The organism is Streptomyces sp. NPDC059582 (assembly GCF_042735715.1).
Lineage (GTDB): Bacteria > Actinomycetota > Actinomycetes > Streptomycetales > Streptomycetaceae > Streptomyces.
This window is the reverse complement of the sequence record NZ_JBHWCC010000011.1, coordinates 59,985-83,908: the sequence shown is the minus strand read 5'-3', so window position 1 is coordinate 83,908 and position 23,924 is coordinate 59,985. Positions and strand designations below refer to the sequence as shown.

Sequence of the window (23,924 nt, the reverse complement as noted above, 5' to 3'; positions counted from 1 at the left end):
GCCCAAGGAGGGCTTATGGCTACCGGAACCGTGAAGTGGTTCAACGCCGAAAAGGGCTTTGGCTTCATCGCCCAGGAAGGCGGAGGCCCCGACGTCTTCGTCCATTACTCCGCGATCAACGCCAACGGTTTCCGTTCGCTCGAGGAGAACCAGGCGGTCTCCTTCGACGTGACCCAGGGCCCGAAGGGTCCGCAGGCGGAGAACGTCACCCCGCTCTAAGCCTTCGGCTCGTCGAGCCCAAAGCTTTGATTCGGAATGGATAGCAGTACCCAAGGAGCCCCGCGCCATCCGGCGACGGGGCTCCTGCCTTTTGCCCCCGGTCCTCCCTAGATGTGCTGCATGACGAGAGTGAAGATAGTCCCCGGCGTCAGCGCCTCGTACGTGTGCGGCACGTCCCCGCGGTAGGACATGTAGTCACCGGGCGCCAGTTCGGCCTGCTCCCCCCACGGCCCCGCCTTCACCCGGCCCGCGCCGACCACGATGTGCTCCGTCGTCCCCGGGATGTGCGGCTCCGAGTCCCGTACGGTCCCGGGCTCCAGCCGGACGTGGTAGATGTCGCGCCGCGCCCCCGGCGGGCTGGCCGAGAGCAGTGTCGCCGTGTAACTGGACTGCTCGGAGTGGACGGTGGGCCCTTCGCCCGCCCGGATCACCCGCACCGTCGGGGCGGGCTGCTCCACCAGCGCGCTGAACGGCACCCCGAGCGCCACCGCCAGCGCCCAGACGGTCTCCATGCTCGGGTTACCGCCGGCCGCCTCCAGCTGCGACAGCGTGGACTTCGCGATCCCGGCCCGCTTGGCCAGCTCCGACAGGCTCAGGCCGGCGCGGGTGCGTTCGCGCCGCAGCGAGGCGGCGATCCAGTCGAGCGGGAGGCGGGACGGGGGCGAGGTCGGAGTCGGGGACGAGGAGGGGGATGGGGACGAGGGCGGGGACGAGGGCGGGGACGAGGGCGGGACATCGGACATGGCGTTCGCTCCAGAAGTACGATCGTTCGGCTTGACGAACGAGGTCTCTGCTGTCCATCGTAGGAAACATGCGTTCGGTACAGCGAACATCAGCCTATGTCCACGACCGCGAGCTGCTCCGGGACGTCGCGCTCGTCTGTCTCGCCGGGGGTGTCGTCGGCGTCTCCTTCGGGGCGATCGCCGTGGCCGGCGGACTGCCGGTGTGGGTGCCGGTGGTGATGTCGCTGGTCGTGTACGCGGGTTCGGCGCAGTTCAGCGCGGTCGGCGTGCTGCTGGCCGGGGGCGGTCCGCTCGCCGCCGCCGCCACCGGCCTGCTGCTCAACACCCGCACGGCGGCCTTCAGCCTCGCCGTCGCGGACGTGATCGGCCGGGGCCGGATCGCCCGCCTGGCCGGGGCTCACCTCGTGACCGACGAGACGGTGGCCTTCGCGCTCGCCCAGGCGGATCCGGTCCGGCGGCGGACGGCGTTCTGGGTATCGGGGATCGGCCTGTACGCCGCGTGGAACATGGGCGTGTCGGCCGGGGCACTCGCCGGGAGCGCCCTGGGCGACACCGACCGGTACGGCCTGGACGCGGCCTTCCCCGCGGTACTGGTCGCGCTGGTCCTGCCCGCCCTGCGCGAGAAAGGGGGCGTACGCGTCCGGCGTGCGGCGGCGCTCGGCGCGGTCGTGGCGCCGGCGCTCACCCCGGTCGTCCCGCCGGGCGTTCCGGTACTGCTGGCGCTGACGGGGCTCCTGCTCCACGGCCGCGGACACGACCGCGGACACGACGGCGACCCTGGCCACGGAACCGACCGGAAACCCGACCGCGGACCCGAACGGGGACTTGAACGGGGACCCGACCGCGGGAAGGAGGCCGCGGCATGAGCGCGACCGTCGCGCTGATCCTCGCGCTCGCCGTCGGGACGTACGCCTTCCGGCTGGTCGGACCGGTGCTGCACGGGCGGGTAGAGCTGTCGGCCCGGGTGCGGGAGTTGTTGTCGGCGGGCGCCCTCGTGCTGCTCGTCGCGCTGCTGGCGACGGGGGCGCTGACCGAGGGCGGCGGGTTCGCCGGGTGGACACGGCCCGGCGGGGTGCTGGTGGGGGGCGTACTGGCGTGGCGGCGGGCGCCGTTCGTGGTGGTGGTGCTGGGAGCGGCCACGGCCACCGCCCTGCTGCGGGCGGCGCTACCGGGGTCGGCCTGAACGTGTGCTCAGCCGGGATGCCGCCAGTGCGGGCCTTGTCCGTGCCGGCCTTGTCCGCGCCGGCCTTGTCCGTGCGGGCGTTGTCAGTGGGGGTCGGTACGGTCACCGGCCATGACCTCCGACCCTGAATTCCTCACCATCACCCGCACGTTCTACGACGCCATCGCGGACGACTACGCCGAGCGCTTCCGTGGGGAGCTCGTGGCCAGACCGCTGGAGCGAGCGATCCTCGGCGCGTACGCCGAACTCGTGCGCGGGCACGGCCCGGTGGCCGATCTCGGCTGCGGGCCCGGCCGGATCACGGCCCACCTGGCCGGCCTGGGGCTGCCGGTCTTCGGGCTCGACCTCTCGGAGTCGATGCTCGCCGTCGCCCGCCGCGAGAACCCGGAGCTGCGGTTCGAGCAGGGTTCGATGCTCGACCTGGACCTCCCGGACGGCGGCCTCGCGGGCGTGGTCTGCTGGTACTCGTCCATCCACACCCCTGTGGACCTGCTCCCCTCCCTCTTCGCCGGGTTCCACCGCGTCCTGGCACCGGGCGGTCATCTGCTCATCGCCTTCCAGGTGGGCGACGAACCCCGCCGCCACGAGAACCCGTGGGGGCACCCGGTGTCGCTCGACTTCCAGCGGCGGCGGCCCGAGCGGATCGCCGGACTGCTGGAGGGCGCCGGTTTCGCGGTCCGCTCACGGACGGTGCGCGAAGCGGACGTCGAACTCGAGGAGACGACCCCGCACGCCTTCCTGATCGCCGACAAGCCGCTCCCGCTTCCCTAAGGGCTGTCCCGTTCCCTAACCCGCCGCGTTCCCGAGCCCCGGCGTTCCCAGAGCGCCCCCGGGTTCCTGGAGCGCACCGGCGATGTCCAACGCCGCGATGTAGCCGAACGTCATCGCCGGGCCGATCGTCGACCCGGCACCGGCGTAGCTGTGGCCCATCACCGCGGCGCTGGCGTTGCCCGCGGCGTACAGGCCGGGGACCACCGAGCCGTCGGCGCGCAGCACCCGCGCCCGGGCGTCCGTGCGCAGGCCGCCCTTCGTTCCGAGGTCGCCGGGGACGATCCGGAAGGCGTGGTACGGCGGCAGCCAGAGCGGGGCGAGGCAGGAGTTGGGCAGCACGGCGGGGTCCGTGTAGTAGTGGTCGTAGGCGCTGTCGCCGCGCCGGAAGTCGGTGTCCCTGCCTTTACGGGCCAGGGAGTTGAAGCGGTCGACGGAGGCGCGCAGACCGGCCGCCGGTACGCCGATCGACGCGGCGAGCGCGTCCAGGGTCCAGGCCTTGTGGGCGGCGCCCGAGCGGTACCAGTCGTCCGGGAGGGGCAGGGCCGGGGCGACGTCCCTGAAGAGGTAGCGGTTGCGGTAGTTCTGGTCGGTGATCAGCCAGGCCGGGATGTCCGGGTCGGCGGGGTCGCGGTCGTACATGGTGTGGACGACGTCACTGTAGGGGCCGGCCTCGTTGACGAAGCGGGCGCCGGCTGCGTTGACGAGGAGGCCGCCGGGGAGGGTGCGTTCGGCGAGGCAGAAGTAGGGTTCGCCGGGCAGCGGGATGGCGGGACCCCACCAGGCGTCCTCCATCAACTCCAGCGCGGCGCCGACCCGTTCCCCGGCCCGGATGCCGTCGCCCGTGTTCTCCTTCGCGCCGACGGTCCAGTCCGTCCCGATGGGCTGCCGCTGGTACCGCGCGCGCATCGCGGCGTTGTGCTCGAAGCCGCCGGAGCCGACGACGACCGCGCGCCGGGCGCGGACGAGCCCGGCGGCGCCGTCGCGGGTGACGACGGCGCCGGTGACGGATCCGCTGTCGAGGAAGAGGTCGGTGAAGGGGGTGTCGAGCCACACCGGCACCCCGGCCGCCAGCAGCCCCGCCCGTAGTCCCGCGGCCAGCGACTGTCCCATGGTGAGCGGCTTCTGCCCCAGCAGGGCCGCCTTCGTCCCCCGGGCCAGGCAGGCGGCGGCCACGGCGGCGCCCTTGACGTTGACGGCGGCCAGGGCGAGCCACTTGTAGTCGGCGCTGAAGACCACCAGGCCGGCCGGGACCGGCAGGTACGGCGGGTTGAGGCGGGCGAGTTCGGCGCCCAGGACGTTGCCGTCGAGCTGGTCGGGTTCGATGGAGCGGCCGTTGGGGAGGCCGCCGGGCAGCTCGGGGTAGTAGTCGCTGTAGCCCTCCATCCAGCGGAATCGCAGCGGGCTGTTGGCCATGACGAAGGAGATCATGGCGGGCCCGTGGCCGAGGAAGGCCCGCTGTCGTGCGGCGGGCACGTCCGCGCCGACGACGGCGGCGAGGTAGGCGGCGGCCTTGGCGGGGGTGTCGGGGACGCCGGCGGCCAGGATGACGGGGTTGTTCGGTATCCAGATGCCGGCGCCGGAGCGGGCCGCCGACCCCCCGAAGGTCGCCGCCTTCTCCACGACCACGCAGCTCAGCCCCTGCTTGGCGGCCGTGAGCGCGGCGGTCATGCCGGCGGCGCCGGAGCCGATGACGACGACGTCGTAGGTGCCGAGGAGGGGGAGGTCTGCGGCGCCGGCGCCGTGCGCCCCGGCGGCGAGGGCGAGCCCGGTGCCCGCGGCGGCACCGAGCACCTGTCTGCGGGAGGGCGAGAGCCCGGTCGTGCTCGTGGACGTGGTGGACATGGCGGGCCCTTCCGGTCCGACGGGGGCGGGGGGACCGGAATGTCGCGCGGGGGTCTTGTGAAGTCAAGGGCCGTACACCGGCCGGGAGAATCGGGCCTACGGCGAGAGGACCGCGCGGCAGTCGTCCCAGGCCGGTTCGCTCAACAGGGGGCGGAAGCGGGTGAACAGGGTGAGCAGGCCGGGTCCGTACCGCGCGCGGAACGCGGGGTCACGGCGGGCGAGGTCGAGCTCGTTGGCGGCGGAGAGCTCGGCGAAGTCCCGGCGCAGCCGCGTCGACGGGGTGTGGGCGGTGCCGGTGAAACGGTCGTGCAGGGCCGATCCGGGGTCGCCGAAGCGCGGGTACGTGGCCGCGCGGTCGCAGCTTCCGTAGGCGTAGACGATCGCCTCGGCCTCCGCGCCGACGGCCTCGACGAGTTCGGGGCGGCGGCCGAGCGGCAGCAGTGCCTCGGGAAATCCGTCGGTGCCGTAGGCGGCGTGAGAGAGGCCGGCGAGCTGGAGGTCGGAGCGGGCGCCCCAGAGGGCGAGCCGGGCGCGTACGCGGTCGAGGTGGGCGAGGAGGGTGCCGCCGGGATGGGGGACGGCTTCGGCTCCGCACTCCTTCAAGAGGGCGGTCACCCGGAGGGTCGAGGTCTGCACGGTCGGTGTCCTTCCGGCGGGTCGGATCGTGCGGGGGCGTGGTCGCCCGGGGCTGTCGTCGTGGCGTGACTCCGTCGGGCCGAGGGTGAGTTCGGCCCACACCGTCTTGCCCACGGCACGCTCCGCGACACCCCAGGTGGCGGAGAGGAGGGAGACGAGGATCAGGCCCCGGCCCCGCTCCTCCTGTGTCCCCGTGACGAAGCGGAGCCGACCGTCACCGCGTGCGTCGCTCACCTCGATCCGCAGCGAGCCCGTGCCCTCCGGGCGGAGCAGGAGGCGGAGTTCGAAGTCCCGCCCGGGTACGCGACCGTGGGTGACCGCGTTCGCCGCGAGCTCGGCCACGACGTGCTGTGCCGTGTGACTCAGGTCGCCGCCGTACGGAAATCCCCAGACGTCGAGCTGATGCGCGGTGAGGCGCCGGGCCAGCCGGGCACCACGCGGCGTCGAGCTGAAGCGCTGGGTCAGTTCGGCGGTCGCGGGGGTGGAGTTTTGGGAGTTCACGTGACTGAGCGTGGCCGTGTGACTCTACGCTGACCAGGGGTGGCCCGGCGACGCCGGGTAGCCGTACGGGTGCGGTACGTCGGGTGTACGGGCTGTCGGCCGTGACCACAGGGGCGTGAAGGCGGTGGCGTACGTGACGCAGGAGCGCAGGCCGGAGACACCGGCGGAGTCCGAGGGGACGACGGGGCTGTTCACCGCCCTGGGAAAGATGCTGAAGCTGCTGCGGGAGCGGAAGGGGCTCACGCAGAGGGAGTTCGGACAGCTGGTGGGGTACGGGCCCGACGCGGTGTCGGCGATGGAGCGCGGGGTGCGGATCCCCCGGCCGGAGGTGCTGGAGAAGGCGGACGAACTGCTGGAGGCGGGCGGCCTCCTGCGGGCGGTGATCCCCGAGGTACGCGAGGCGATGAGCAGGGTACGGACTCGGCATCCGGAGTGGTACCGGAGTTATGCGGCCCTGGAAGCGGAGGCCGTCGAGCTGCACTTCTACGCCAACCAGGGGGTGCCGGGCCTGTTGCAGACCGAGGACTACGCGCGGGCGGTGTTCTCTCGCCGACGGCCGTTGCTGGACGAGGAGACCATCGACAAGCGCGTGGCCGACCGTCTGGCACGGCAACACGTCCTCGACACCTGGCCCGCACCCCTGTGCAGCTACGTGCTTGAGGAGGTGCTGTTGGACCGACCGAACGGCGGCCGAGCCGTCCACAGGAACCAGTTGGGGCGATTGCTGCGCATCAGCAGCATGCGGAACGTGGAGATCCAGGTGATGCCGACCGGCATCGAGGAACACCCCAACATGGACGGTGCGTTCAACCTGCTGACGCCCCGCAAGCACCCGCAGGTGGCGTACACGGAGGTCCAGGGACACCCCCGGTTGATCACCGACCTCGAAGAGGTCCGGAAGATCGCCGACCGCTATGGAATCATGCGGGCGATGGCACTTCCGCCCACGGAATCCCGGACGTTGATCGAGAAGAAGCTGGAGGAGCTGTGAGCAGCGAGGAACCCACCTGGGTCAAGTCCAGTTACAGCGGCGGCGAAGGCGGCGAATGCCTCGAAGTCGCCGTCTCCCCCCACACCGTCCGCGTCCGCGACTCCAAGCGCCACGAGGCCGGCCCCGTCCTCGCCCTGACCCCCGCGACCTGGGCCGACTTCCTGACGTACGCCGTGAAGTGATCCTTCAGGTCACCGCGGGTACAGCCCCTCCACCTCCTGGGCGAAGTCCCGCAGGATCGCCTCCCGGCGCAGCTTCATCGACGGGGTGAGGTGGCCCGCCTCCTCCGTGAAGTCGACCGGGAGGACGGCGAAGCGGCGGATGGACTCGGGACGGGAGACCAGCTTGTTCGCCTCATCCACCGCGCGCTGGAGGATGGCGTTCAACTCCGGGTCCCCGATGAGGAGTTCCGGTGGAACCGGGTGCTTGCGGTTCATCTGGCGCCAGTGGGTGATGCCGTCCTGGTCGAGGGTGATCAGGGCGGTGATGTAGGGGCGGGTGTCGCCCAGGACCATGCACTGGGAGATCAGGGGGTGGGAGCGCAGCCAGTTCTCCATGGGGGCCGGGGCCACGCTCTTGCCGCCCGCGGTGATCAGCAGTTCCTTCTTGCGGCCGGTGATGGTGAGGTAGCCGTCGTCGTCGAGTTCGCCGATGTCGCCCGTCGCCAGCCAGCCGTCCGGGGCCGCGGGGACGACACCGCCCGCCGACGGGTCCCAGTAGCCGCGCAGCACGTGGTCGCCGGCGAGCAGGATCTCGCCGTCCGCGGCGATGCGGACGCGGGTGCCGGGCATGGGCCAGCCCACCGTGCCCAGACGGGGCTTCAGGGGCGGGGTCACCGTCGACGCGCCCGTCGTCTCCGTCAGGCCGTAGCCCTCGAAGATCTCGATGCCGGCACCGGCGTAGAACGCGGCCAGGCGGCGGCCGAGCGGGGAGCCGCCGCAGATGGCGTAGCGGACCCGGCCGCCCATGGCGTTGCGGATACGGCGGAAGACGAGCGGGTCGTAGAAGGCGCGGGCCGCCTTCAGCGCGGTGGAGGGGCCCGAACCGGTGCCGGTCTGTCTGGCCTCCAGGCCCTCGCCGTACCGGCGGGCCACGGCTGCCGCGCGGTCGAAGGACGACACCCGGCCGCTCGCCTCGGCGCGGGCGCGTGCGGTGTTGAAGACCTTCTCCAGCATGTACGGGATGGCCAGCAGACAGGTCGGCCGGAAGGCGGCCAGGTCCGGCAGCAGGTCCTCCGACTTCAGGCTCGGCGCGTGGCCGAGGCGTACCCGGGCGCGGATACAGGCGATGGCGACCATGCGGCCGAAGACATGGGACATGGGCAGGAAGAGGAGGACGGAGACCTCCTCGTTCATGCCCGCCTTGAAGATCGGGTAGAGCAGCTCGATCGCGTTGTCGACCTCGGCGAAGAAGTTGCCGTGGGTGAGCGCGCAGCCCTTCGGGCGGCCGGTCGTGCCGGAGGTGTAGATGAGGGTCGCCAGGGTGTCCGGGCCCAGCACCCCGCGTCGCACCTCCACTTCCTGGTCCGGCACCTGGGCGCCGAGCTCCGCCAGGCGCTCCACGTGCCCCTTCTCGATCACCCACATGTGCTGGAGGTCGGGCAGGTGCTCGCGTTCGGGGCCGAGGGCCGCCGCCTGGGCCACCGTCTCGGCGACCAGGGCGACCGCGCCGGAGTCGTGCAGGATCCAGCGGGTCTGGAAGACGGAGGAGGTGGGGTAGACGGGAACGGTGACCAGGCCGGCCGACCAGGCGGCGAAGTCGAGCAGGGTCCACTCGTAGCGGGTCCGGGACATGACGGCGATCCGGTCGCCCGGCACCAGCCCCTCGGCGATGAGTCCTTTGGCCACCGCCTGCACCTCGGCGGCGAACTGGGCCGCCGTGACGTCCGCCCACCGACCCTCGTCCCCGAGCCTGCGGCTGAGGGCGACGGCGCCCGGCGCCGCGGCCGCGTTGTCGAAGGGCAGGTCGGCGAGGGAGCCGTGGGTCACCTGGTGGGCGAACGGCGGTACGGACGCCTCCCGTACGACACCGTCGAGCCGCCGTGTCTCGGGCTCCACGAGCGCGGGCCCCGCGCCGTCGGAGAACGCGGCGGAGGTCGGGAAAGGAGTGGACACGGGCGGCTCCTGAGGCGTGCAGCGGCGGACTGCTTGCTGCATACGTACGTGCCTCGTGCATCGAGGCGTTCACCGGCGGCAAGCCGCGGCAAGGGTTACCGGCGGTTAGGAAGGGGATCGTACGGGGCTCCTGTGGGGGGCGTGTGCCGGTTACGGGATGGTCCGGAGCCAGGGGTGTGCAACATCGGCGGTTACGTGAGGAACGTTCACGTCCCTCGCCAGGTCATGGGCGTTCCAGGTCGACCGTGACAGCGTCGGATGAGCGGGCGAACGGGATCCGGCTGCGGCCGACGATCGCGACGTGTCGTGCCGCGACGGCTCCATCGGCGGCTCCAGGAGGCTCATTTCGACCTGCTCCTCGCTCCCGACCTAGACTTACCTCCGGTAACCTTACTCCAGGGTAAGCAAAAAGGACCGAGCCAGGAGTTGGACATGGCGGACCGCTATCTGAGCTTCACCGGCACCGCGCCCGGCCGTTTCCTCACCCGCCGGCTGGGCCTGCCGCAGCCGGCGGCGCTCAGCCGCAGGTCGTCGCGACATCCGCGCTTCGAGGGCACCCTGCTGCACCTGACGGCCGGAAAGTCCGACCTGGACCCGGCCCCGGTCCTGGCCCGTACGGGACTCACCGCGGGCTCCGCGGACCCCGTGGCCGTCGTCCTCGACGCCACCGGTGTGCGGGACGTCGACGCGCTCGCCGAGGTGCACGCGGCCCTGCACCCCGTGGTGCGCTCGGTCGCCGCGAGCGGGCGGATCGTGGTGCTCGGCGCGCCGCTCGACCCCGCCGACCACCACCAGGCCGCCGCGCAGCAGGCGCTGGAGGGCTTCGTGCGCTCCCTCGGCAAGGAGATCGGCCGCGGCAGGACCGTGAACCTGCTCCGGCTCACCGACGCGCGGGCCGCCGAGTCCACCCTGCGCTTCCTGCTATCGCCCGGGTCCGCCTACGTCAGCGGCCAGGTGATCCACGTCGGGGACGACGAGCCCACCGCCCCGGACGACTGGGACCGCCCTCTCGCCGGGCGTACCGCCCTCGTCACCGGCGCCGCCCGCGGCATCGGCGAGGCTGTCGCCGAGACGCTGGCCAGGGACGGCGCCGAGATCGTCGTCCTCGACGTGCCGTCCGCCGAGGAGGACGCCCGGCGGGTCGCCGAACGGCTCGGCGGCACCGCGCTCGCCCTGGACGTCACGGCCGCCGACGCGGGCGTCCGGATCGCGGCCGCGCTGCCCGGCGGCCTGGACGTCCTGATCCACAACGCGGGCGTCACCCGGGACCGCCGCCTGGTCAACATGTCCGCCGAGCGCTGGAGTTCGGTGCTGGACGTCAACCTGAAGAGCGTGCTGCGCACCACGGACGCGCTGCTCGCCGCCGGCACGCTCCGGCGCGGTGGCCGCGTCGTGGCGACCGCGTCGATCGCGGGCCTCGCCGGCAACGCGGGCCAGACCAACTACGGCGCGAGCAAGGCGGGCGTGGTGGGCCTGGTCCGCGCGCTCGCGCCACGCGCCCTCGCCGAGCACGGGGTCACGGTCAACGCGGTCGCGCCCGGGTTCATCGAGACGCGGATGACCGCCGCGGTCCCGCTGTTCATCCGCGAGGCGGGACGGCGGATGAACTCCCTCGCGCAGGGCGGGCTCCCGGTCGACGTGGCCGAGACGACGGCCTGGCTCGCCCACCCGGCCTCAGGCGCCGTCAACGGGCAGGTCGTACGGGTCTGCGGGCAGAGCCTGCTGGGGGCCTGATGACGACCTCCGAGGCCTACGCGGCCACCGTTCTGAGCCGCTCCCCCGCCCTGGCCCCGCTGTTCGCCCGCGGCGCCCTGCGCTCACCCCTCAAGCGGCCGGGCCCCGGCGCCGCCTTCCCGCGCACCCGCCTGGTCCTGCCGGACCTGCGCGCCGACCTCGCGCGGCTGGCCGCGTACGAGCGGGTGTGCGGCTTCGCCACCGGCGACGACGCGCTGCCGATCACGTATCCGCACATCCTCGGTTTCCCGTCGGCGATGCGACTGATGAGCGGCCGGGACTTCCCGCTGCCGCTGCTCGGCCTGGTCCACACGTCGATCGAGATCACCCGGCACACCGTCCTGCAGGCCACGGCCGGCTACGAACTCGGCGTGTACGTGGAGGGGTTGGTGCCGCACCGGCGCGGCACCGAGGCCGCCGTGGTGACCGAGGTCCGGGCCGGCGCGGACGTCGTATGGGAGTCGCGGAGCACCTATCTCGCACGGCACCGCACGGACGGGCCGGCCGCCGGGCCGCCGGCGCGTCAGGAGCGGCCGCTGCCCGCGCTCGCCGAGTGGCGGCTCGCCGCCGATGTGGGGCGGCGCTACGGTGCCGCCTCCGGAGACCGCAACCCCATTCATCTGCATCCGCTCAGCGCCCGTCTGTTCGGCTTCCCGCGGGCCATCGCGCACGGCATGTGGACGGTGGCCCGCTGCCTCGCCGCGCACGGCACCCCGCGGGCGGCCCGGGTCCGCGCGGAGTTCCGGGCGCCGGTGCCGCTGCCGGGGACGGTGCGGTACGCGGCGCTGGGCGGCCGGTTCGAACTACGGGGACCGGACGGACGGCTCCACGTGAGCGGGAGCGTGGCACCGCTGACGCCCGGCTGACGACACCGGCCGACCAGGGCCGGCTTCGCCCTAGTCGGCCTCCGGCGGCGACCAGGGTCGTCCCTCCATGAGGTTGCCCAGGCCCGCCCAGGCGAAGTTCATCAGGGTGGCCGCCGCCTGCCGGGCCGAGACACCCTCGGTGCTGTTGGCCCAGGCCGCGAGGGACTCGGCGGCGCCGACCAGGGCCTCGGCGAGTCCGGCGACCTCCCGCTCGGGCAGGTCGGCGTCGGTGGGGGTCCCCCCGCACGAGCGAAGCCGAGGGTGGGGGAGAGCCTCGCGCGCGGCGACGACGATCAGCTGGGTCACGAACGCGACGATCTCCTCGCGCATCGCGGCCACCTCGGCGGCGAACCGTTCACCGTGCGTACGTGCCTGGAGGTGCAGCACGGACCAGGCGTCGGGGTGCTGCGCGGTGTGGGTGAAGAACGCCTGCAGTCCGTCCCAGAGTTGGCGGTCCGCGCCGAGGCCCGGCCGTACGCCGGACCGCACGGCCTCGCTGAGCGCGGCGGCCTCGCGGCGGACGCAGGCGGTGAAGAGGTCTTCCTTGGAGTTCAGGTACAGGTAGACCAACGGCTTGGAGACACCGGCGACTTCGGCGATCTCGTCCATCGAGGCGGCCATGTAGCCGCGCTGGCCGAAGATCCGCACGGCGGCGTCCAGCATCTGCTGTTCGCGGACCGCACGCGGCATCCGCTTGGTCTTGACGGCACCCATGGGGGCAAGAGTAGTTGGGCCCGGACCGGCCAGGGGCGAAGCGTGCTGGGAAGTGCTAGGAAGCCTGTCCCTGTGCCCTGGTGGTGTCGTCCACGACATCCTCCTGCGAGCGGTTCGCCTCGATGTTGGCCTTCATCCGGTCCACCCGCTCCACGACCTGCACGGACGCGCGGTCGCGTTCCTTGCGCAGCACCACGAAGCTGATCGGCGCCGAGAGCACCAGGGAGAGAAGGGCGATCCACATGATGTTGGAGTCGCCGAGACCGCGCGGGAGGGCACCGGAGTAGACGAGGCCCGAGACGACCACGAGGCAGCCCACGAAGACCCCGAGGCGCATCAGCGTGTAGCGGAGCATCTCAATCCACTCTTCCGTTGCGACGACTTCCAAACGAACCCATAAACGAACCCAAAGGGCACCGTCCAGTGAAGCACGCCTGACTTGCGATCTTGCAGGGGGGTGCGGGGCGGTGCGGGGACTCAGGTGAGGGGGAGCAGCATGGTGATGTCGTCGCGGTCGTCGCCGGGGGCCACCCGGATCGCGCCGGGCACCCGCCCGACCTCCTTGTAGCCGCAGGAGCCGTAGAACCGCTCCAGCCCGTTCCCGCCCCGGCAGGTGAGCCGGATCGCCTCGATGCCCTCGAAGGAGCGGGCCTGCTCGGCGGCGGCCGCGAGCAGGTCCCGGCCGTACCCCTTGCCCTGGTGCCCCGGAGCCACCATCACCGTGTACAGCCACACCCAGTGGGTCATCAGCCGGTGCGTGTTGAAGGCGAAGAACGCGGTCGCGGCGACCTCGCCCCGCTCGTCGCGCCCGACGAGCAGCCGGGTGCGGCCCTCCGCCATGCCCACGAGGTGCCTGACCAGCTCCGGGCGTATGTCCTCCCGCGTCACCGGCGGCACGAAGCCCACGGAGCCACCCGCGTTGGAGACGTCGGTCCACAGACCGAGGATGCCGTCGCGCAGGGCGGGATCGACGGCGGGATCGAGAGTGAAGGTAAGGGGCATGGACCGAGTGTATCCATTACGAAATCATCATCTGACCGGCCGCTCGCCCCGCGCCCCGACCCCTCGCCCCGTGCCCCGACCCCTCGCCCCGCCGTCCGGTCGTCTCACACCCGCATGGGCTGGGGCGACTCGCGGCGCGCCGGGTCCGGGCCGTCGTACTCGCGGATGATCTCGTAGCGCGTGTTGCGCTCCACCGGGCGGAAGCCCGCGTCACGGATCAGGTCGAGCAGGTCGTCGCGGGTGAGCTTGTTCGGCGTGCCGTAGTTGTCGGCGTCATGGGTGATCTTGTACTCGACCACCGAGCCGTCCATGTCGTCGGCGCCGTGCTGAAGGGCGAGCTGGGCGGTCTGCACACCGTGCATCACCCAGAAGACCTTCACGTGCGGGACGTTGTCGAACAGCAGCCGGGAGACGGCGAAGGTCTTCAGCGCCTCGGCGCCGGTCGCCATCTGCGTACGCGCCTGGAGGCGGTTGCGGACCTTGCCGTCCTTCATGTCGACGAAGTCGTGCTGGTAGCGCAGCGGGATGAAGACCTGGAAACCGCCGGTCTCGTCCTGGAGCTCGCGCAGCCGCAGCACGTGGTCGACACGGTGCCGGGGCTCCTCGATGTGCCCGTACAGCATCGTGCACGGGGTCTTCAGACCCTTCTCGTGCGCGAGGCGGTGGATGCGCGACCAGTCCTCCCAGTGGGTGCGGTGGTCGACGATGTGCTGCCGGACCTCCCAGTCGAAGATCTCGGCGCCACCGCCGGTCAAGGACTCCAGGCCGGCGTCGATGAGCTCGTCGAGGATCTCCGAGGCGGTCAGCCCGGAGATGGTCTCGAAGTGGTGGATCTCGGTCGCCGTGAAGGCCTTGAGCGAGACGTCCGGCAGGGCGGCCTTCAGCTCGCGCAGGGAGCGCGGGTAGTAGCGCCACGGCAGGTTCGGGTGCAGCCCGTTGACGATGTGCAGCTCGGTGAGGTTGTCGTTCTCCATCGCCTTGGCGAGGCGGACGGCCTCCTCGATGCGCATCGTGTACGCGTCCTTCTCGCCCGGCTTGCGCTGGAAGGAGCAGTAGGCGCAGGACGCGGTGCACACGTTCGTCATGTTGAGGTGACGGTTGACGTTGAAGTGCACGACGTCGCCGTTCTTGCGCGTCCGCACCTCGTGCGCGAGGCCACCGAGCCAGGCCAGGTCGTCCGACTCGTACAGCGCGATGCCGTCCTCACGGGTGAGCCGCTCACCGGCCCGGACCTTGTCCTCCAGCTCGCGCTTGAGCCCGACATCCATGTTTCTGCCTCTCCCTGTGGACGAACCCTGCCAACCGTACGCCTAGGCCTCTAGACCTCTTCCGGCAGCTCGCCCACCCGGTTCTCCCACTTCGTGGACAGCACGATGGTGGTACGGGTTCTGGAGACGCCCTTGGTGCCGCTCAGCCGTCGGATGATCCTCTCCAGACCGTCCACGTCACTCGCCCGCACCTTGAGCATGAACGAGTCGTCGCCCGCGATGAACCAGCAGTCCTCGATCTCGCTGAGGTCCTTCAGCCGCCGGGCCACGTCCTCGTGATCGGCCGCGTCGGAGAGCGAGATGCCGATCAGGGCGATGACGCCGAGACCGAGGCTGGCGGCGTTCACGGTGGCCCGGTAGCCGGTGATGACACCGGCCGCCTCCAGCCGGTTGATGCGGTCGGTGACGCTGGGTCCCGACAGACCGACGAGGCGCCCCAGCTCCGCGTACGAGGCCCGGCCGTTCTCCCTCAGGGCCTGGATGAGCTGCCTGTCCACCGCGTCCATGCGATCGAAGCCTTCCGCTGAAGAGGTCTGAAGTGCCTGAAGTTCATGAAGTTCGACGTTGCTCGACGTACTCGAAGTGCTTGACGTACTCGAAGTGCTCGAAATGCTTGACGTACTCGAAGTGCTCGAAGTGCTTGACGTACTCGAAGTGCTCGAAGTGCTTGACGTGCTCGACGTGCCTGACGTTGCTCGATGTGCCTGACGCGCTCAGGCCGGGCGGGAGCCGCCGCCGAGTTCGCCCTGCCAGCGACGGTAGAGCCCGTGTCCGACCCCCGCCGCGTCGAGGACCCGTCCGGCGACGAAGTCCACGAGGTCCTGGATGTGCGTGGCCCCCGCGTAGAAGGCGGGCGAGGCGGGCACCACGGCGGCACCGGCGTCGTCCAGCGCCACCAGGTGCCGGAGCGTCTGCCCGTTCAGCGGGGTCTCGCGGACGGCGACGACCAGCGGCCGCCGCTCCTTGAGCGTCACGCTCGCCGCCCGCTGCAGCAGGTCCTTCGACAACCCGAGAGCGACCCCGGCGACGCAGGCCGTGGACGCCGGCACGATCACCATGCCCCGCGCCGGATACGACCCCGAGGACGGCCCCGCGGCCAGGTCCCCCGCACCCCAGTACCGCACCCCGTCGATGTCCGCCTCGAAGGTGCCGGGCTTCCCGTCGGCCCCCCGGGACAGCCACTCCCGCAGATCGTCCCGCCAGTGCGCGTCCCGGAAGGAGATCCCGGTCTCGTCGAGCAGGGTGAGCCGTGAGGCCCGGCTGACGACCAGATCGACGCTCTCGCCCGCGTCCAGAAGCGCGCGCAGTACAGCGGCCGCGTACGGCGTACCGGACGCTCCGGAGACCCCCACGATCCAAGGCGCGCGCTCTGTTTCTCCTGCGTTCACACCTTGAGCGTACCGGCGGGCCGGGAGGTACTCAGGCCGGGTGCGGGTGATCCCCACCGCCTGCCACCCCGTCGGTCCCCCGCGCCGCTCTCAGAGGGTCAGGCCCCGGACCAGGAGGTCGAGGAGCGCGCACACGAACAGACTGATCCCGATGAACCCGTTGGTCGAGAAGAACGCCCTGTTCAGACGGGACAGATCATGCGGTCGCACGATCGTGTGCTCGTACAGGAACGCGCCCGCCACGATCACCAGGCCCAGCCAGAAGAACGCGCCCGCGCCGGTCGCCAGCGCGTACCAGACGAACAGCGCCGTCGTGATCGCGTGACAGACCCGCGCTCCCCGGATCGCCGCCGGGATGCCGAAGCGCGCCGGGACCGACATGACGCCGATCTCGCGGTCGGTCTCGACGTCCTGGCAGGCGTAGATCAGGTCGAAGCCGCCGATCCAGACGCCGACGGCGAGACCCAGGATCACCGCGTCCCAGGACCAGGAACCGGAGATCGCCAGCCAGCCGCCGATCGGGCCCATCGCCTGGGCCAGGCCGAGGATGGCCTGCGGGAAGTTCGTGAACCGCTTGCCGTAGGGGTAGACCACCATCGGGATCACCGCGATGGGGGCCAGGGCCAGGCACAGGGGGTTGAGCAGGGCCGCCGAGCCGAGGAAGACGACCAACGCGATCAGGGCGCCCGTCCAGGCGTGCCGCACCGACATCGCGCCCGTCACCAGCTCGCGCTGCGCCGTCCGCGGGTTGCGGGCGTCGATCTCCCGGTCGATGATCCGGTTCACGGCCATCGCGAAGGTGCGCAGACCGACCATCGCGAGGGTGACGAGGAGCAGCCGGCCCCAGTGGACGTTCTCGTCCCACTCGAACATCGCGGTGAGGGCGGCGATGTAGGCGAAGGGCAGCGCGAAGACCGAGTGCTCGATCATGACCAGGCGCAGGAACGCCTTGGTGCGTCCCGGCTGCGGGATCGCGGCGGAAGCTGAACTCACAGCCCGTACTCCTTCCAGCGACGGTCGACCGTCGCCGCCGTCTGCGGGTCGGACAGCACCATCTCGGGCCATCCGCCGTCCCGTGTGTATCCCTCCTCGGGCCACTTCCTCGTCGCGTCGATGCCCGCCTTGCCGCCCCAGAACTGCTGGTAGGAGGCGTGGTCGAGATGGTCGACCGGGCCTTCGACGACCGTGAGGTCACGGGCGTAGTCCGTGTTGCCGAGGGCCCGCCAGGCGACCTCGTGCAGGTCGTGCACGTCGCAGTCGGAGTCGACGACCACGATCAGCTTGGTCAGGGACATCATGTGCGCGCCCCAGACCGCGTGCATCACCTTCTGGGCGTGCTTGGGGTACTTCTTGTCGATCGACACGATCGCGCAGTTGTGGAAGCCGCCCGCCTCGGGCAGGTGGTAGTCCACGATGTCCGGAACGATGATCTTCAGCAGCGGGAGGAAGAAGCGTTCCGTGGCACGGCCCAGCGGTCCGTCCTCCGTCGGGGGGCGTCCTACGACGATCGACTGGAGCAGCGGCCGCTTCCGCATGGTCACGCAGTCGATCTTCAGCGCGGGGAAGGGCTCCTGCGGGGTGTAGAAGCCGGTGTGGTCGCCGAAGGGGCCCTCGGGGAGCATCTCCCCCGGCTCCAGCCAGCCTTCGAGGACGACCTCCGCCTGGGCCGGGACCTGGAGCGGGACCGTCTTGCAGTCGACCATCTCGATCCGCTTGCCCGCGATGAACCCGGCGAAGAGGTACTCGTCGATGTCACCGGGCAGCGGTGCCGTGGACGCGTACGTCACGGCCGGCGGGCAGCCGAAGGCGATCGCGACGGGCAGCCGCTCGCCGCGCCGGGCCGCCACCTGGTAGTGGTTGCGGCTGTCCTTGTGGATCTGCCAGTGCATGCCGATCGTGCGCCGGTCGTGGCGCTGGAGGCGGTACAGGCCCAGGTTGCGGATCCCGCTCTCCGGGTCCTTGGTGTGGGTCAGCCCCAGGTTGAAGAAGGAGCCGCCGTCCTGCGGCCAGGTGAAGAGCGCGGGCAGCCGGTCGAGGTCGACGTCGTCGCCGTGCAGGACGACCTCCTGCACCGGCGCGCTGTCGGATTTCACCTTCTTCGGCGGTACGTGCGTCATCGCGCCGAGCTTCCCGAACGCCTCGCGCACCCCGACGAACCCGTGCGGCAGCTCGGGCCGCAGCAGGCCGCCGATCTTCTCGGAGATCTCGCCGTACGACTTGAGTCCGAGCGCCTTGAGCAGCCGCCGGTCGGTGCCGAAGACGTTCATCGCGAGGGGCATGGCGGAGCCCTTCACGTTCTCGAAGAGCAGCGCCGGGCCGCCCGCCTTCTGCACCCGGTCGACGATCTCCCCGACCTCCAGGTACGGATCGACCTCGGCCTTGATGCGCTTGAGGTCTCCCTCACGCTCCAGTGCCCTGAGCAGAGAGCGAAGATCGTCGTAAGCCATGCGGTCCAGTATCCGGTACGGGCTACTCTGGCCCCGTCACCGGGGCCGTTCCGTGCCCCGTCGTCGTCTTCTGGGGGATCGACCTCTCATGCTCAGGTATCTGCCCCTTCTGCTGGTCCTGGCGCTGTGGATCTACGCCTTCATCGACTGCCTGAACACGCCCGAGGACCAGGTGCGCGTCCTGCCGAAGGTGGTCTGGGTGATCGTCATCCTGCTCTTCGGCGAGGTGCTGGTCGGCCCGGTCGCCTGGCTGGTGGCCGGCAAGGTGCGCGCCGCTCCCGGGACCGGTCCCGCGCGGTTCGTCGCGCCCGACGACAACCCCGAGTTCCTGAAGTCCCTGAACAAAGAGGACGAGGAGAAGAAGGACGACGCGGGCTGATGGAGCTGCGGCTGCTGGTCACCTTCGAGAAGGTCGCGACCACCCTGAGCTTCACCCGGGCGGCGGCCGAGCTCCAGTACGCCCAGTCCAGCGTGACCAGCCAGATCCGCGCCCTGGAGTCCTCGCTCGGCACGGAGCTCTTCGACCGGCTCGGGAGCAGGATCCGGCTCACCGGGGCCGGTGAGCGGCTGCTGCCGTACGCCCGGCAGATCATCGAGCTGACCGAGGAGGCCCGCACGGCGGTCGCCGGCACCCGGGAACCGGCCGGCCCGCTCGCCGTCGGCACGATGGAGTCGCTGACGAACTACCGTCTGCCGCCGCTCCTGGAGTTCTTCCACCACCGCTACCCGCAGGTCCGCCTCTCCCTGCGCACGACCATCGGCGACGAGACCCGGCAGGCGCTCCGGCAGGGGACGTACGACCTCGGTTTCCTGATGGAGGAGACGACCGAGCACCCGGGTCTGGAGACGCGGGTACTGACGGTCGAGCCGCTGGTGCTGGTCGCGGCGCCGGGCCACCCCCTCGCCGAAGCCGCGGCCGGCCCGGCGTCCGGCGGGAAGCCGGTGACCGCCGCCGACCTCGTACGGCAGTCCCTGCTCGCCTCCGAACCGGGCTGCGCCTACCGCGATCTGTTCGAGCGTGAGCTCGCGCCCCACGGCACGGTCGCGTTCACGGAGTTCGGCACGATCGAGGCCACCAAACGCGCGGCGGCGGCCGGCCTCGGCATCTCGCTGCTGCCCGAGGTGACGGTCGCCGCCGAACTCGCGGAGGGATCTCTCGTCCGACTGCCGTGGCCGGTGCCGTTCACGCTTCGGACGCAACTGGCGTGGCGGGCCGGGAAGCGGCTTCCGGCGCACGCCCGGCTGTTCGTGGAGCGGGCGCGCCAACTGCTGGCCGAACAGACCCGGCCTCCGCGGTCGCAGGAGTCCGCGCAAGCGTGACCCGCAGGCCGGCGAGCACGATCAGCGGGACGCCGAGGGCCTGGACGAGGCCGATGTGGTGGCCATAGACCGCCCAGTCCATGACCATCGCGACCGCCGGGTAGACGAAGGCGAGGACGGCGATCTTCGAGGTGGGCAGCTGGGCGTAGGCCGCGTACATCAGGACGTACATCACGCCGGTGTGGATCAGGCCGAGCCCGACCAGCCAGCCCCAGTCCGCGCCCGTGCCGCTCATGGCGCCGAAGTCGGCGAAGGGCAGCAGCAGTGGGATGCCGACCAGCACCTGGACGAGCGCGATGAGGTGCGGCCGTACGCCGGTGACCCGCTTGGTGACCAGGGTGGACAGACCGTAGAGCAGGGCGGCGAGCAGGGCCTGGCCGACACCGAGGACGTAGGTGCCGCCGCTGGTGAAGTCGCCGGGGGTGATGCCCGAGACGAGGACCAGCCCGGCGAAGGCGACGGCGATCCAGCCGACCTTGGCGGCGGTCAGCCGCTCGCGGAAGAGCAGGGCGCCGAGGAGCACGACGTAGAACGGCTGGGTGTGGTAGACGACCGTGGCCACGGATATGGACGTGTTCTCGTACGACTCGAACAGGAACACCCAGTTGAGGACGATGAACACGCCGCCGAGAGCGGCCAGGCCGAGGGTGCGCGGGGTGAAACCGTGGCCGCGCAGCCAGCCGCGGGCGACGACGTAGCCGCCGAGGGCGACGGAGCCGAACAGGACGCGGAAGAAGACGACGTCGAAGGGGGAGGCGCCCGACTCGACGACGAACACACCGAGGGTGCCGGAGAGCACCATCGCCGCCGTCAGCTGGACGATGCCCTTCCGCTCCGAACCCGTGCCCTGTGGGCCTTTGTTCTGTGGGCCCTTGTTCTGTGAGCCCTGGTTCTGTGAGCCCTGGTTCTGTGAGGTCATGCCCAGGACGCTACGAGCGCCACGCGGAACCGGTCCACGAGCCAGTGGTGCGTCCTGCCGATGGGGCCATCGGCAGGGCCGATGAGCGGCCCGCGGCCAGACGCCGACGGCCCGCACCGGAGCCGTGCTCGAAGGTGCGGGCCGCCTTCACGCGTACCCGACCGGCCGGGTCGGCCGGTTCAGCGCAGGCGGGACGACGACAGGATCGACAGCAGGTGCGCCGGAACCATCACCCAGGTGATGACGGCGAGCGCGCCGAGCGCCCAGCGGGTCGGCTCGATCCCGCCGGTGACCGCGTCGGCGACGGCCGCGGCCAGCAGCACCAGGGACGCCTCGATGCCATTGGTGACCCGGTGGATCCTGAAGGCCGCGGCGAGGCGCCGCACGGTGGCCACGCCCTGCGAGCGCGGCCGGGTCGCCTCGTCGTCGGCGACGGTCAGCCCGCGCCGGGCACGTGCCACGTCCACCAGGTCGGTCGAGGCCTTCAGCAGGACGACACCCAGGGCGGTGGCGATGCCGACCGACAGCCAGCCGCCGAATCCCGACTCGGCCGCCCGGTACCCGGCCCCCGCCAGCAGGGCCGCGTCCGCGAGATAGGCGCCGAGGCGGTCGACGTAGATGCCGGTCGCGCTGTTCTGGCCCTTCCAGCGGGCGACCTCGCCGTCCACGCAGTCGAAGAGCAGGAAGAGCTGCATCAGCACGACCGCGAGTACGGCGCCGGTCAGGCCCGGGATCATCAGCGCGGCGCCGGAGGCGACCCCGCACCCGACCATCGTCCAGGTCAGCTGGTCCGGGGTGACGGGCGTGCGCACCAGCTGCCGGGTCAGCCGCAGCGAGATCCTGCGCATGTACAGCCGGCCCGCCCAGTGCTCGCCATTGCGGCTAGCCAGCTTGGCCTGCGGCTGGCAGACCTCGCGCAGCTCCTCCAGAACCGGCGCAGCAACCATGGAACTTCCTCCCGACCGGGGCCCGGCCGGGGCCCAACTGCCGCTCGCGCGGCGACGATCGGGCCAGGGTACAGACCGGGTTTCCACGTGCTTTACCCAGGTAACGCCTGCCCGCCACGGTCCCGCCACCCCGCGGGCGCCGCCCGGAGGGTGCATTCCGCACGTCGCCCTCGTGTTCCGGTCCCGGCCCCAGCACAGTGGAGGCATGGATCAGGCACAGGCACGCACATGGCTCGCCACCGCCGTCGCAGAGGCACGCGCCGGCCTCGCCGAGGGCGGCATCCCGATCGGCGCCGCGCTCTACGGCGGCGACGGCACCCTGCTGGGCCGTGGACACAACCGGCGCGTCCAGGACGACGACCCCTCGGCGCACGCGGAGACGGCGGCTTTCCGGGCGGCGGGACGGCAGCGGTCGTACCGCGGTACGACCATGGTGACCACCCTCTCGCCGTGCTGGTACTGCAGCGGGCTCGTCCGCCAGTTCGGCATCTCGCGCGTGGTCGTCGGCGAGGCGGCCACCTTCCACGGCGGCCACGACTGGCTCGCGGAGCACGGCGTGGAGATCGTCCTCCTGGACGACCCGGAGTGCGTCGAGCTGATGCGCGACTTCATCAAGGCCGACCCGGCACTGTGGAACGAGGACATCGGTGAGTGAGCCCAGCACCCCCCGCACCCCCCGCCCGCCCCGCATCCCGACCGTCGATCTGCGGCCCTGGCTCGACGGTGGCCCCGAGGCCCGCGCCGGCATCGCCCGTACCGTCGACCTGGCGCTGCAGACCGCCGGGTTCCTCCTGGTCACCGGTCACGGCGTGGACCCCGGTCTGCGCGCCGACGTCCGGGCGGCGGCCCGCGCCTTCTTCACGCTGCCCGACGCGGCCAAGCGGCGCTACGCGGCGAAGGTCGGCGGCCGGGGCTGGCTCGGCCCCGGCGCGGAGGCCAACGGGTACGCGGAGGGGACCGAGACCCCGCCGGACCTGAAGGAGTCGCTGACGTTCGCGACGCACGAGCCGTTCGAGGACCCGGTCGTCAACGCGGAGTGGTACGCGCCGAACGTGTGGCCGCGGGAGGTGCCCGCACTGCGGGCGCTGTGCGAGGAGTACCTGGCCCGGATGGCCGAGCTGGAGAACCACCTGCTCGCCCTGCTCGGCGAGGCGCTGGGCCTCGAACCCGACTTCTTCACCCGGCACATGGACCATCCGACGTACGGCTTCAACATCAACTGGTACCCGGGGACCGAGGTGATCGGCGAGCCCCTGCCGGGGCAGTTCCGCATCGGCCCGCACACCGACTTCGGGACGGTCACCATCCTGGACCGGCAAGCCGGCCGGGGCGGGCTCCAGGTCTGGACGGACGACGACGGCTGGCGGGACGCGCCGTACGACCCGGCCGCCTTCACCGTCAACATCGGTGATCTGATGGCCCGTTGGACCGGCGACCGCTGGCGTTCCGGCCGCCACCGCGTGCTGCCCCCGCCCTCGGACGTGCCCGCGGAGGAGCTGATGTCGCTGGTCTACTTCGGCGAGTGCACCCCGGGAACGCTCGTCGAGTCGGTTCCGGCGCCGGTGGGACGGGTGACGTACGAGTCCGTGGACTCGCATGTGTACCTGCGGGAGAAGCTCGACTCGATCACCGTGGACTGACCACCGCGGACCGACCACCGCGGACCGACCACCGCGGACTCACCACCGCGGACCGACCACGGCGGACCGACCACCGCGGACTGATCACCGCGGACCGGTCACCGCCGGCCCTCGGACCGACAGGCCGACTGTCATCGACGCGCTCGGCGGCCGCGGCTGCCACAGCCGCGCGTTCACGCTGCTGACGGGTGCCGGCCGAGTACCCCTAGCACCTGCCCGGGTCGTGGACGGCGGGGCGCTGGGCGGGGCCGCCGAACTGGTCGATCAGGCGTTCGAATCGAGCCCGCCAGCGCGCCTCTGACTCGCCCTCCCCCTGGAACTCGTGCGTGAACCGCAGCGAGGTCGCCGCGTCCCCGTCCCGCTCCAGGTGGAAGCGGATCCGGCCGCCGCCCTCCACCGTGTACTCGGCGACCCGGTCCACATCCCACGCGGTGATCTGCCCGCTGCCCAGGTCGCGCAGGGTGACCGCGCCGCCGAGCCTGGGCTCCAGCACCTCGGCCTCGGTGAACCAGCCCGCGAGCCCCTCCCGGGTGGTCACCGTCGGCCAGACGCGCTCCATGGGCCGCGGAAGCCGTACCCGGAAGTGGAGGATGTGCGTGTTCCCGTGGGTCTGACTGGTGCCCTGCTCGATGGAGCCGCTCATGACACCAGCGTGGCCCCTGACGGGAGGGGCTGCACG

The 23,924-nt window shown here is 71.6% G+C and carries 26 protein-coding genes and 2 pseudogenes; 13 read left to right on the top strand and 15 right to left on the bottom strand.

What is annotated here, in order from left to right:
- Positions 1-15: 15 nt before the first annotated feature.
- Positions 16-219: a cold-shock protein gene (locus ACFV0T_RS12855; protein ID WP_385777558.1), complete on the top strand. Its 204-nt coding sequence runs from the start codon at positions 16-18 to the stop codon at positions 217-219.
- A gap of 107 nt (positions 220-326) precedes the next feature.
- On the opposite strand, the gene ACFV0T_RS12850 is transcribed toward ACFV0T_RS12855, so the two are convergent.
- Complete coding sequence (locus ACFV0T_RS12850; RefSeq protein ID WP_385777554.1) at positions 327-962, bottom strand: helix-turn-helix domain-containing protein; 636 nt, start codon at positions 960-962, stop codon at positions 327-329.
- A gap of 68 nt (positions 963-1,030) precedes the next feature.
- Here ACFV0T_RS12850 and ACFV0T_RS12845 point away from each other — a divergent pair, with 68 nt between their 5' ends.
- The 3 genes from ACFV0T_RS12845 to ACFV0T_RS12835 all read left to right on the top strand — a co-directional run bounded on the left by ACFV0T_RS12845 (position 1,031) and on the right by ACFV0T_RS12835 (position 2,916).
- Positions 1,031-1,828 (top strand): AzlC family ABC transporter permease, encoded by a 798-nt coding sequence (locus ACFV0T_RS12845; protein WP_385777552.1) that lies wholly within the window; start codon positions 1,031-1,033, stop codon positions 1,826-1,828.
- Positions 1,825-2,145: an AzlD domain-containing protein gene (locus tag ACFV0T_RS12840; protein WP_385777550.1), complete on the top strand. Its 321-nt coding sequence runs from the start codon at positions 1,825-1,827 to the stop codon at positions 2,143-2,145. Before ACFV0T_RS12845 ends, ACFV0T_RS12840 begins: the two co-directional genes overlap by 4 nt.
- A 111-nt stretch (positions 2,146-2,256) precedes the next feature.
- Positions 2,257-2,916 (top strand): class I SAM-dependent DNA methyltransferase, encoded by a 660-nt coding sequence (locus ACFV0T_RS12835; protein WP_385777548.1) that lies wholly within the window; start codon positions 2,257-2,259, stop codon positions 2,914-2,916.
- Positions 2,917-2,931: 15 nt separating this feature from the next.
- On the opposite strand, the gene kstD is transcribed toward ACFV0T_RS12835, so the two are convergent.
- Together kstD and ACFV0T_RS12825 are read right to left on the bottom strand one after the other, a co-directional pair.
- Positions 2,932-4,758 carry a 3-oxosteroid 1-dehydrogenase gene (gene kstD / locus ACFV0T_RS12830; RefSeq protein WP_385777545.1) on the bottom strand — a complete coding sequence of 609 codons (1,827 nt, stop codon included), beginning with the start codon at positions 4,756-4,758 and terminating at the stop codon, positions 2,932-2,934.
- Positions 4,759-4,854: 96 nt separating this feature from the next.
- Positions 4,855-5,394 carry a DUF6817 domain-containing protein gene (locus tag ACFV0T_RS12825; RefSeq protein WP_385777782.1) on the bottom strand — a complete coding sequence of 180 codons (540 nt, stop codon included), beginning with the start codon at positions 5,392-5,394 and terminating at the stop codon, positions 4,855-4,857.
- 625 nt (positions 5,395-6,019) lie between these two features.
- Here ACFV0T_RS12825 and ACFV0T_RS12820 point away from each other — a divergent pair.
- Together ACFV0T_RS12820 and ACFV0T_RS12815 are read left to right on the top strand one after the other, a co-directional pair.
- On the top strand, positions 6,020-6,886 hold the full coding sequence (locus tag ACFV0T_RS12820) for a helix-turn-helix domain-containing protein (RefSeq protein WP_385777543.1): 867 nt from the start codon (positions 6,020-6,022) through the stop codon (positions 6,884-6,886).
- Complete coding sequence (locus tag ACFV0T_RS12815) at positions 6,883-7,068, top strand: DUF397 domain-containing protein (protein WP_385777541.1); 186 nt, start codon at positions 6,883-6,885, stop codon at positions 7,066-7,068. The genes ACFV0T_RS12820 and ACFV0T_RS12815 overlap by 4 nt, the downstream gene beginning before the upstream one ends.
- 9 nt (positions 7,069-7,077) lie before the next feature.
- Here ACFV0T_RS12815 and ACFV0T_RS12810 read toward each other — a convergent pair whose 3' ends face one another.
- Positions 7,078-9,000 (bottom strand): AMP-dependent synthetase/ligase, encoded by a 1,923-nt coding sequence (locus tag ACFV0T_RS12810; RefSeq protein WP_385777539.1) that lies wholly within the window; start codon positions 8,998-9,000, stop codon positions 7,078-7,080.
- Between the two features lie 432 nt (positions 9,001-9,432).
- Between ACFV0T_RS12810 and ACFV0T_RS12805 the strand changes: the two genes are divergently transcribed.
- Together ACFV0T_RS12805 and ACFV0T_RS12800 are read left to right on the top strand one after the other, a co-directional pair.
- Positions 9,433-10,734, top strand: a complete 1,302-nt coding sequence (locus ACFV0T_RS12805; protein WP_385777537.1) for a 3-oxoacyl-ACP reductase — start codon at positions 9,433-9,435, stop codon at positions 10,732-10,734.
- The gene (locus tag ACFV0T_RS12800) at positions 10,734-11,600 is read left to right on the top strand and encodes a MaoC family dehydratase (RefSeq protein WP_385777534.1); all 867 of its coding nucleotides are present in this window, start codon (positions 10,734-10,736) and stop codon (positions 11,598-11,600) included. Before ACFV0T_RS12805 ends, ACFV0T_RS12800 begins: the two co-directional genes overlap by 1 nt.
- Positions 11,601-11,630: 30 nt before the next feature.
- Here ACFV0T_RS12800 and ACFV0T_RS12795 read toward each other — a convergent pair whose 3' ends face one another.
- The 5 genes from ACFV0T_RS12795 to ACFV0T_RS12775 all read right to left on the bottom strand — a co-directional run bounded on the left by ACFV0T_RS12795 (position 11,631) and on the right by ACFV0T_RS12775 (position 15,090).
- Positions 11,631-12,314 (bottom strand): TetR/AcrR family transcriptional regulator, encoded by a 684-nt coding sequence (locus tag ACFV0T_RS12795; protein ID WP_385777532.1) that lies wholly within the window; start codon positions 12,312-12,314, stop codon positions 11,631-11,633.
- 55 nt (positions 12,315-12,369) lie between these two features.
- Positions 12,370-12,669, bottom strand: a complete 300-nt coding sequence (locus ACFV0T_RS12790; RefSeq protein ID WP_385777530.1) for a DUF4229 domain-containing protein — start codon at positions 12,667-12,669, stop codon at positions 12,370-12,372.
- Positions 12,670-12,791: 122 nt separating this feature from the next.
- Positions 12,792-13,316 carry a GNAT family N-acetyltransferase gene (locus ACFV0T_RS12785; RefSeq protein WP_385777528.1) on the bottom strand — a complete coding sequence of 175 codons (525 nt, stop codon included), beginning with the start codon at positions 13,314-13,316 and terminating at the stop codon, positions 12,792-12,794.
- A gap of 104 nt (positions 13,317-13,420) precedes the next feature.
- The gene (mqnE, locus tag ACFV0T_RS12780) at positions 13,421-14,584 is read right to left on the bottom strand and encodes an aminofutalosine synthase MqnE (protein WP_385777526.1); all 1,164 of its coding nucleotides are present in this window, start codon (positions 14,582-14,584) and stop codon (positions 13,421-13,423) included.
- 50 nt (positions 14,585-14,634) lie between these two features.
- On the bottom strand, positions 14,635-15,090 hold the full coding sequence (locus ACFV0T_RS12775; RefSeq protein ID WP_385777524.1) for an Lrp/AsnC family transcriptional regulator: 456 nt from the start codon (positions 15,088-15,090) through the stop codon (positions 14,635-14,637).
- Positions 15,091-15,148: 58 nt separating this feature from the next.
- Here ACFV0T_RS12775 and ACFV0T_RS12770 point away from each other — a divergent pair, with 58 nt between their 5' ends.
- On the top strand, positions 15,149-15,292 hold the full coding sequence (locus ACFV0T_RS12770) for a hypothetical protein (protein ID WP_385777522.1): 144 nt from the start codon (positions 15,149-15,151) through the stop codon (positions 15,290-15,292).
- 5 nt (positions 15,293-15,297) lie between these two features.
- Here ACFV0T_RS12770 and ACFV0T_RS12765 read toward each other — a convergent pair whose 3' ends face one another.
- From ACFV0T_RS12765 to ACFV0T_RS12755, 3 genes are all read right to left on the bottom strand, one after another.
- The gene (locus ACFV0T_RS12765) at positions 15,298-15,972 is read right to left on the bottom strand and encodes a UbiX family flavin prenyltransferase (RefSeq protein WP_385777520.1); all 675 of its coding nucleotides are present in this window, start codon (positions 15,970-15,972) and stop codon (positions 15,298-15,300) included.
- A 90-nt stretch (positions 15,973-16,062) separates the two neighbouring features.
- Positions 16,063-16,965 carry a menaquinone biosynthesis prenyltransferase MqnP gene (gene mqnP, locus ACFV0T_RS12760; RefSeq protein ID WP_385777518.1) on the bottom strand — a complete coding sequence of 301 codons (903 nt, stop codon included), beginning with the start codon at positions 16,963-16,965 and terminating at the stop codon, positions 16,063-16,065.
- A complete protein-coding gene (locus ACFV0T_RS12755; protein WP_385777516.1) occupies positions 16,962-18,419 on the bottom strand; it encodes a menaquinone biosynthesis decarboxylase in 1,458 nt (485 codons plus the stop codon). Before ACFV0T_RS12755 ends, mqnP begins: the two co-directional genes overlap by 4 nt.
- 88 nt (positions 18,420-18,507) lie before the next feature.
- Here ACFV0T_RS12755 and ACFV0T_RS12750 point away from each other — a divergent pair.
- Together ACFV0T_RS12750 and ACFV0T_RS12745 are read left to right on the top strand one after the other, a co-directional pair.
- Positions 18,508-18,792, top strand: a pseudogene (locus ACFV0T_RS12750) (PLD nuclease N-terminal domain-containing protein); the annotation flags it as partial.
- Positions 18,793-18,797: 5 nt separating this feature from the next.
- A pseudogene (locus tag ACFV0T_RS12745) lies at positions 18,798-19,700 on the top strand (LysR family transcriptional regulator); the annotation flags it as partial.
- Here the strand turns inward: ACFV0T_RS12745 and ACFV0T_RS12740 are convergent.
- The gene (locus tag ACFV0T_RS12740; protein ID WP_385777514.1) at positions 19,603-20,658 is read right to left on the bottom strand and encodes a DMT family transporter; all 1,056 of its coding nucleotides are present in this window, start codon (positions 20,656-20,658) and stop codon (positions 19,603-19,605) included. The pseudogene ACFV0T_RS12745 and the gene ACFV0T_RS12740 overlap by 98 nt on opposite strands.
- 179 nt (positions 20,659-20,837) lie before the next feature.
- On the bottom strand, positions 20,838-21,605 hold the full coding sequence (locus tag ACFV0T_RS12735) for a CDP-alcohol phosphatidyltransferase family protein (RefSeq protein ID WP_385777512.1): 768 nt from the start codon (positions 21,603-21,605) through the stop codon (positions 20,838-20,840).
- Between the two features lie 205 nt (positions 21,606-21,810).
- Here ACFV0T_RS12735 and ACFV0T_RS12730 point away from each other — a divergent pair, with 205 nt between their 5' ends.
- Together ACFV0T_RS12730 and ACFV0T_RS12725 are read left to right on the top strand one after the other, a co-directional pair.
- The gene (locus ACFV0T_RS12730; RefSeq protein WP_385777510.1) at positions 21,811-22,260 is read left to right on the top strand and encodes a nucleoside deaminase; all 450 of its coding nucleotides are present in this window, start codon (positions 21,811-21,813) and stop codon (positions 22,258-22,260) included.
- Positions 22,253-23,245, top strand: a complete 993-nt coding sequence (locus tag ACFV0T_RS12725) for an isopenicillin N synthase family dioxygenase (RefSeq protein ID WP_385777507.1) — start codon at positions 22,253-22,255, stop codon at positions 23,243-23,245. The genes ACFV0T_RS12730 and ACFV0T_RS12725 overlap by 8 nt, the downstream gene beginning before the upstream one ends.
- Before the next feature lie 205 nt (positions 23,246-23,450).
- Here ACFV0T_RS12725 and ACFV0T_RS12720 read toward each other — a convergent pair whose 3' ends face one another.
- Positions 23,451-23,888 carry an SRPBCC domain-containing protein gene (locus ACFV0T_RS12720; protein WP_385777505.1) on the bottom strand — a complete coding sequence of 146 codons (438 nt, stop codon included), beginning with the start codon at positions 23,886-23,888 and terminating at the stop codon, positions 23,451-23,453.
- Positions 23,889-23,924: the final 36 nt, after the last annotated feature.

Coding starts and splice junctions, on each gene's coding strand:
- ACFV0T_RS12835 (WP_385777548.1), top strand. CDS start 2,257: ATGACCTCCGACCCTGAATTCCTCACCATCACCCGCACGTTCTACGAC.
- ACFV0T_RS12805 (WP_385777537.1), top strand. CDS start 9,433: ATGGCGGACCGCTATCTGAGCTTCACCGGCACCGCGCCCGGCCGTTTC.
- ACFV0T_RS12775 (WP_385777524.1), bottom strand. CDS start 15,090: ATGGACGCGGTGGACAGGCAGCTCATCCAGGCCCTGAGGGAGAACGGC.
- ACFV0T_RS12755 (WP_385777516.1), bottom strand. CDS start 18,419: ATGGCTTACGACGATCTTCGCTCTCTGCTCAGGGCACTGGAGCGTGAG.
- mqnE (WP_385777526.1), bottom strand. CDS start 14,584: ATGGATGTCGGGCTCAAGCGCGAGCTGGAGGACAAGGTCCGGGCCGGT.
- ACFV0T_RS12790 (WP_385777530.1), bottom strand. CDS start 12,669: ATGCTCCGCTACACGCTGATGCGCCTCGGGGTCTTCGTGGGCTGCCTC.
- ACFV0T_RS12735 (WP_385777512.1), bottom strand. CDS start 21,605: ATGGTTGCTGCGCCGGTTCTGGAGGAGCTGCGCGAGGTCTGCCAGCCG.
- ACFV0T_RS12855 (WP_385777558.1), top strand. CDS start 16: ATGGCTACCGGAACCGTGAAGTGGTTCAACGCCGAAAAGGGCTTTGGC.
- ACFV0T_RS12730 (WP_385777510.1), top strand. CDS start 21,811: ATGGATCAGGCACAGGCACGCACATGGCTCGCCACCGCCGTCGCAGAG.
- ACFV0T_RS12840 (WP_385777550.1), top strand. CDS start 1,825: ATGAGCGCGACCGTCGCGCTGATCCTCGCGCTCGCCGTCGGGACGTAC.
- ACFV0T_RS12795 (WP_385777532.1), bottom strand. CDS start 12,314: ATGGGTGCCGTCAAGACCAAGCGGATGCCGCGTGCGGTCCGCGAACAG.
- kstD (WP_385777545.1), bottom strand. CDS start 4,758: ATGTCCACCACGTCCACGAGCACGACCGGGCTCTCGCCCTCCCGCAGA.
- ACFV0T_RS12850 (WP_385777554.1), bottom strand. CDS start 962: ATGTCCGATGTCCCGCCCTCGTCCCCGCCCTCGTCCCCGCCCTCGTCC.
- ACFV0T_RS12740 (WP_385777514.1), bottom strand. CDS start 20,658: ATGACCTCACAGAACCAGGGCTCACAGAACCAGGGCTCACAGAACAAG.
- ACFV0T_RS12845 (WP_385777552.1), top strand. CDS start 1,031: ATGCGTTCGGTACAGCGAACATCAGCCTATGTCCACGACCGCGAGCTG.
- ACFV0T_RS12720 (WP_385777505.1), bottom strand. CDS start 23,888: ATGAGCGGCTCCATCGAGCAGGGCACCAGTCAGACCCACGGGAACACG.
- ACFV0T_RS12785 (WP_385777528.1), bottom strand. CDS start 13,316: ATGCCCCTTACCTTCACTCTCGATCCCGCCGTCGATCCCGCCCTGCGC.
- ACFV0T_RS12800 (WP_385777534.1), top strand. CDS start 10,734: ATGACGACCTCCGAGGCCTACGCGGCCACCGTTCTGAGCCGCTCCCCC.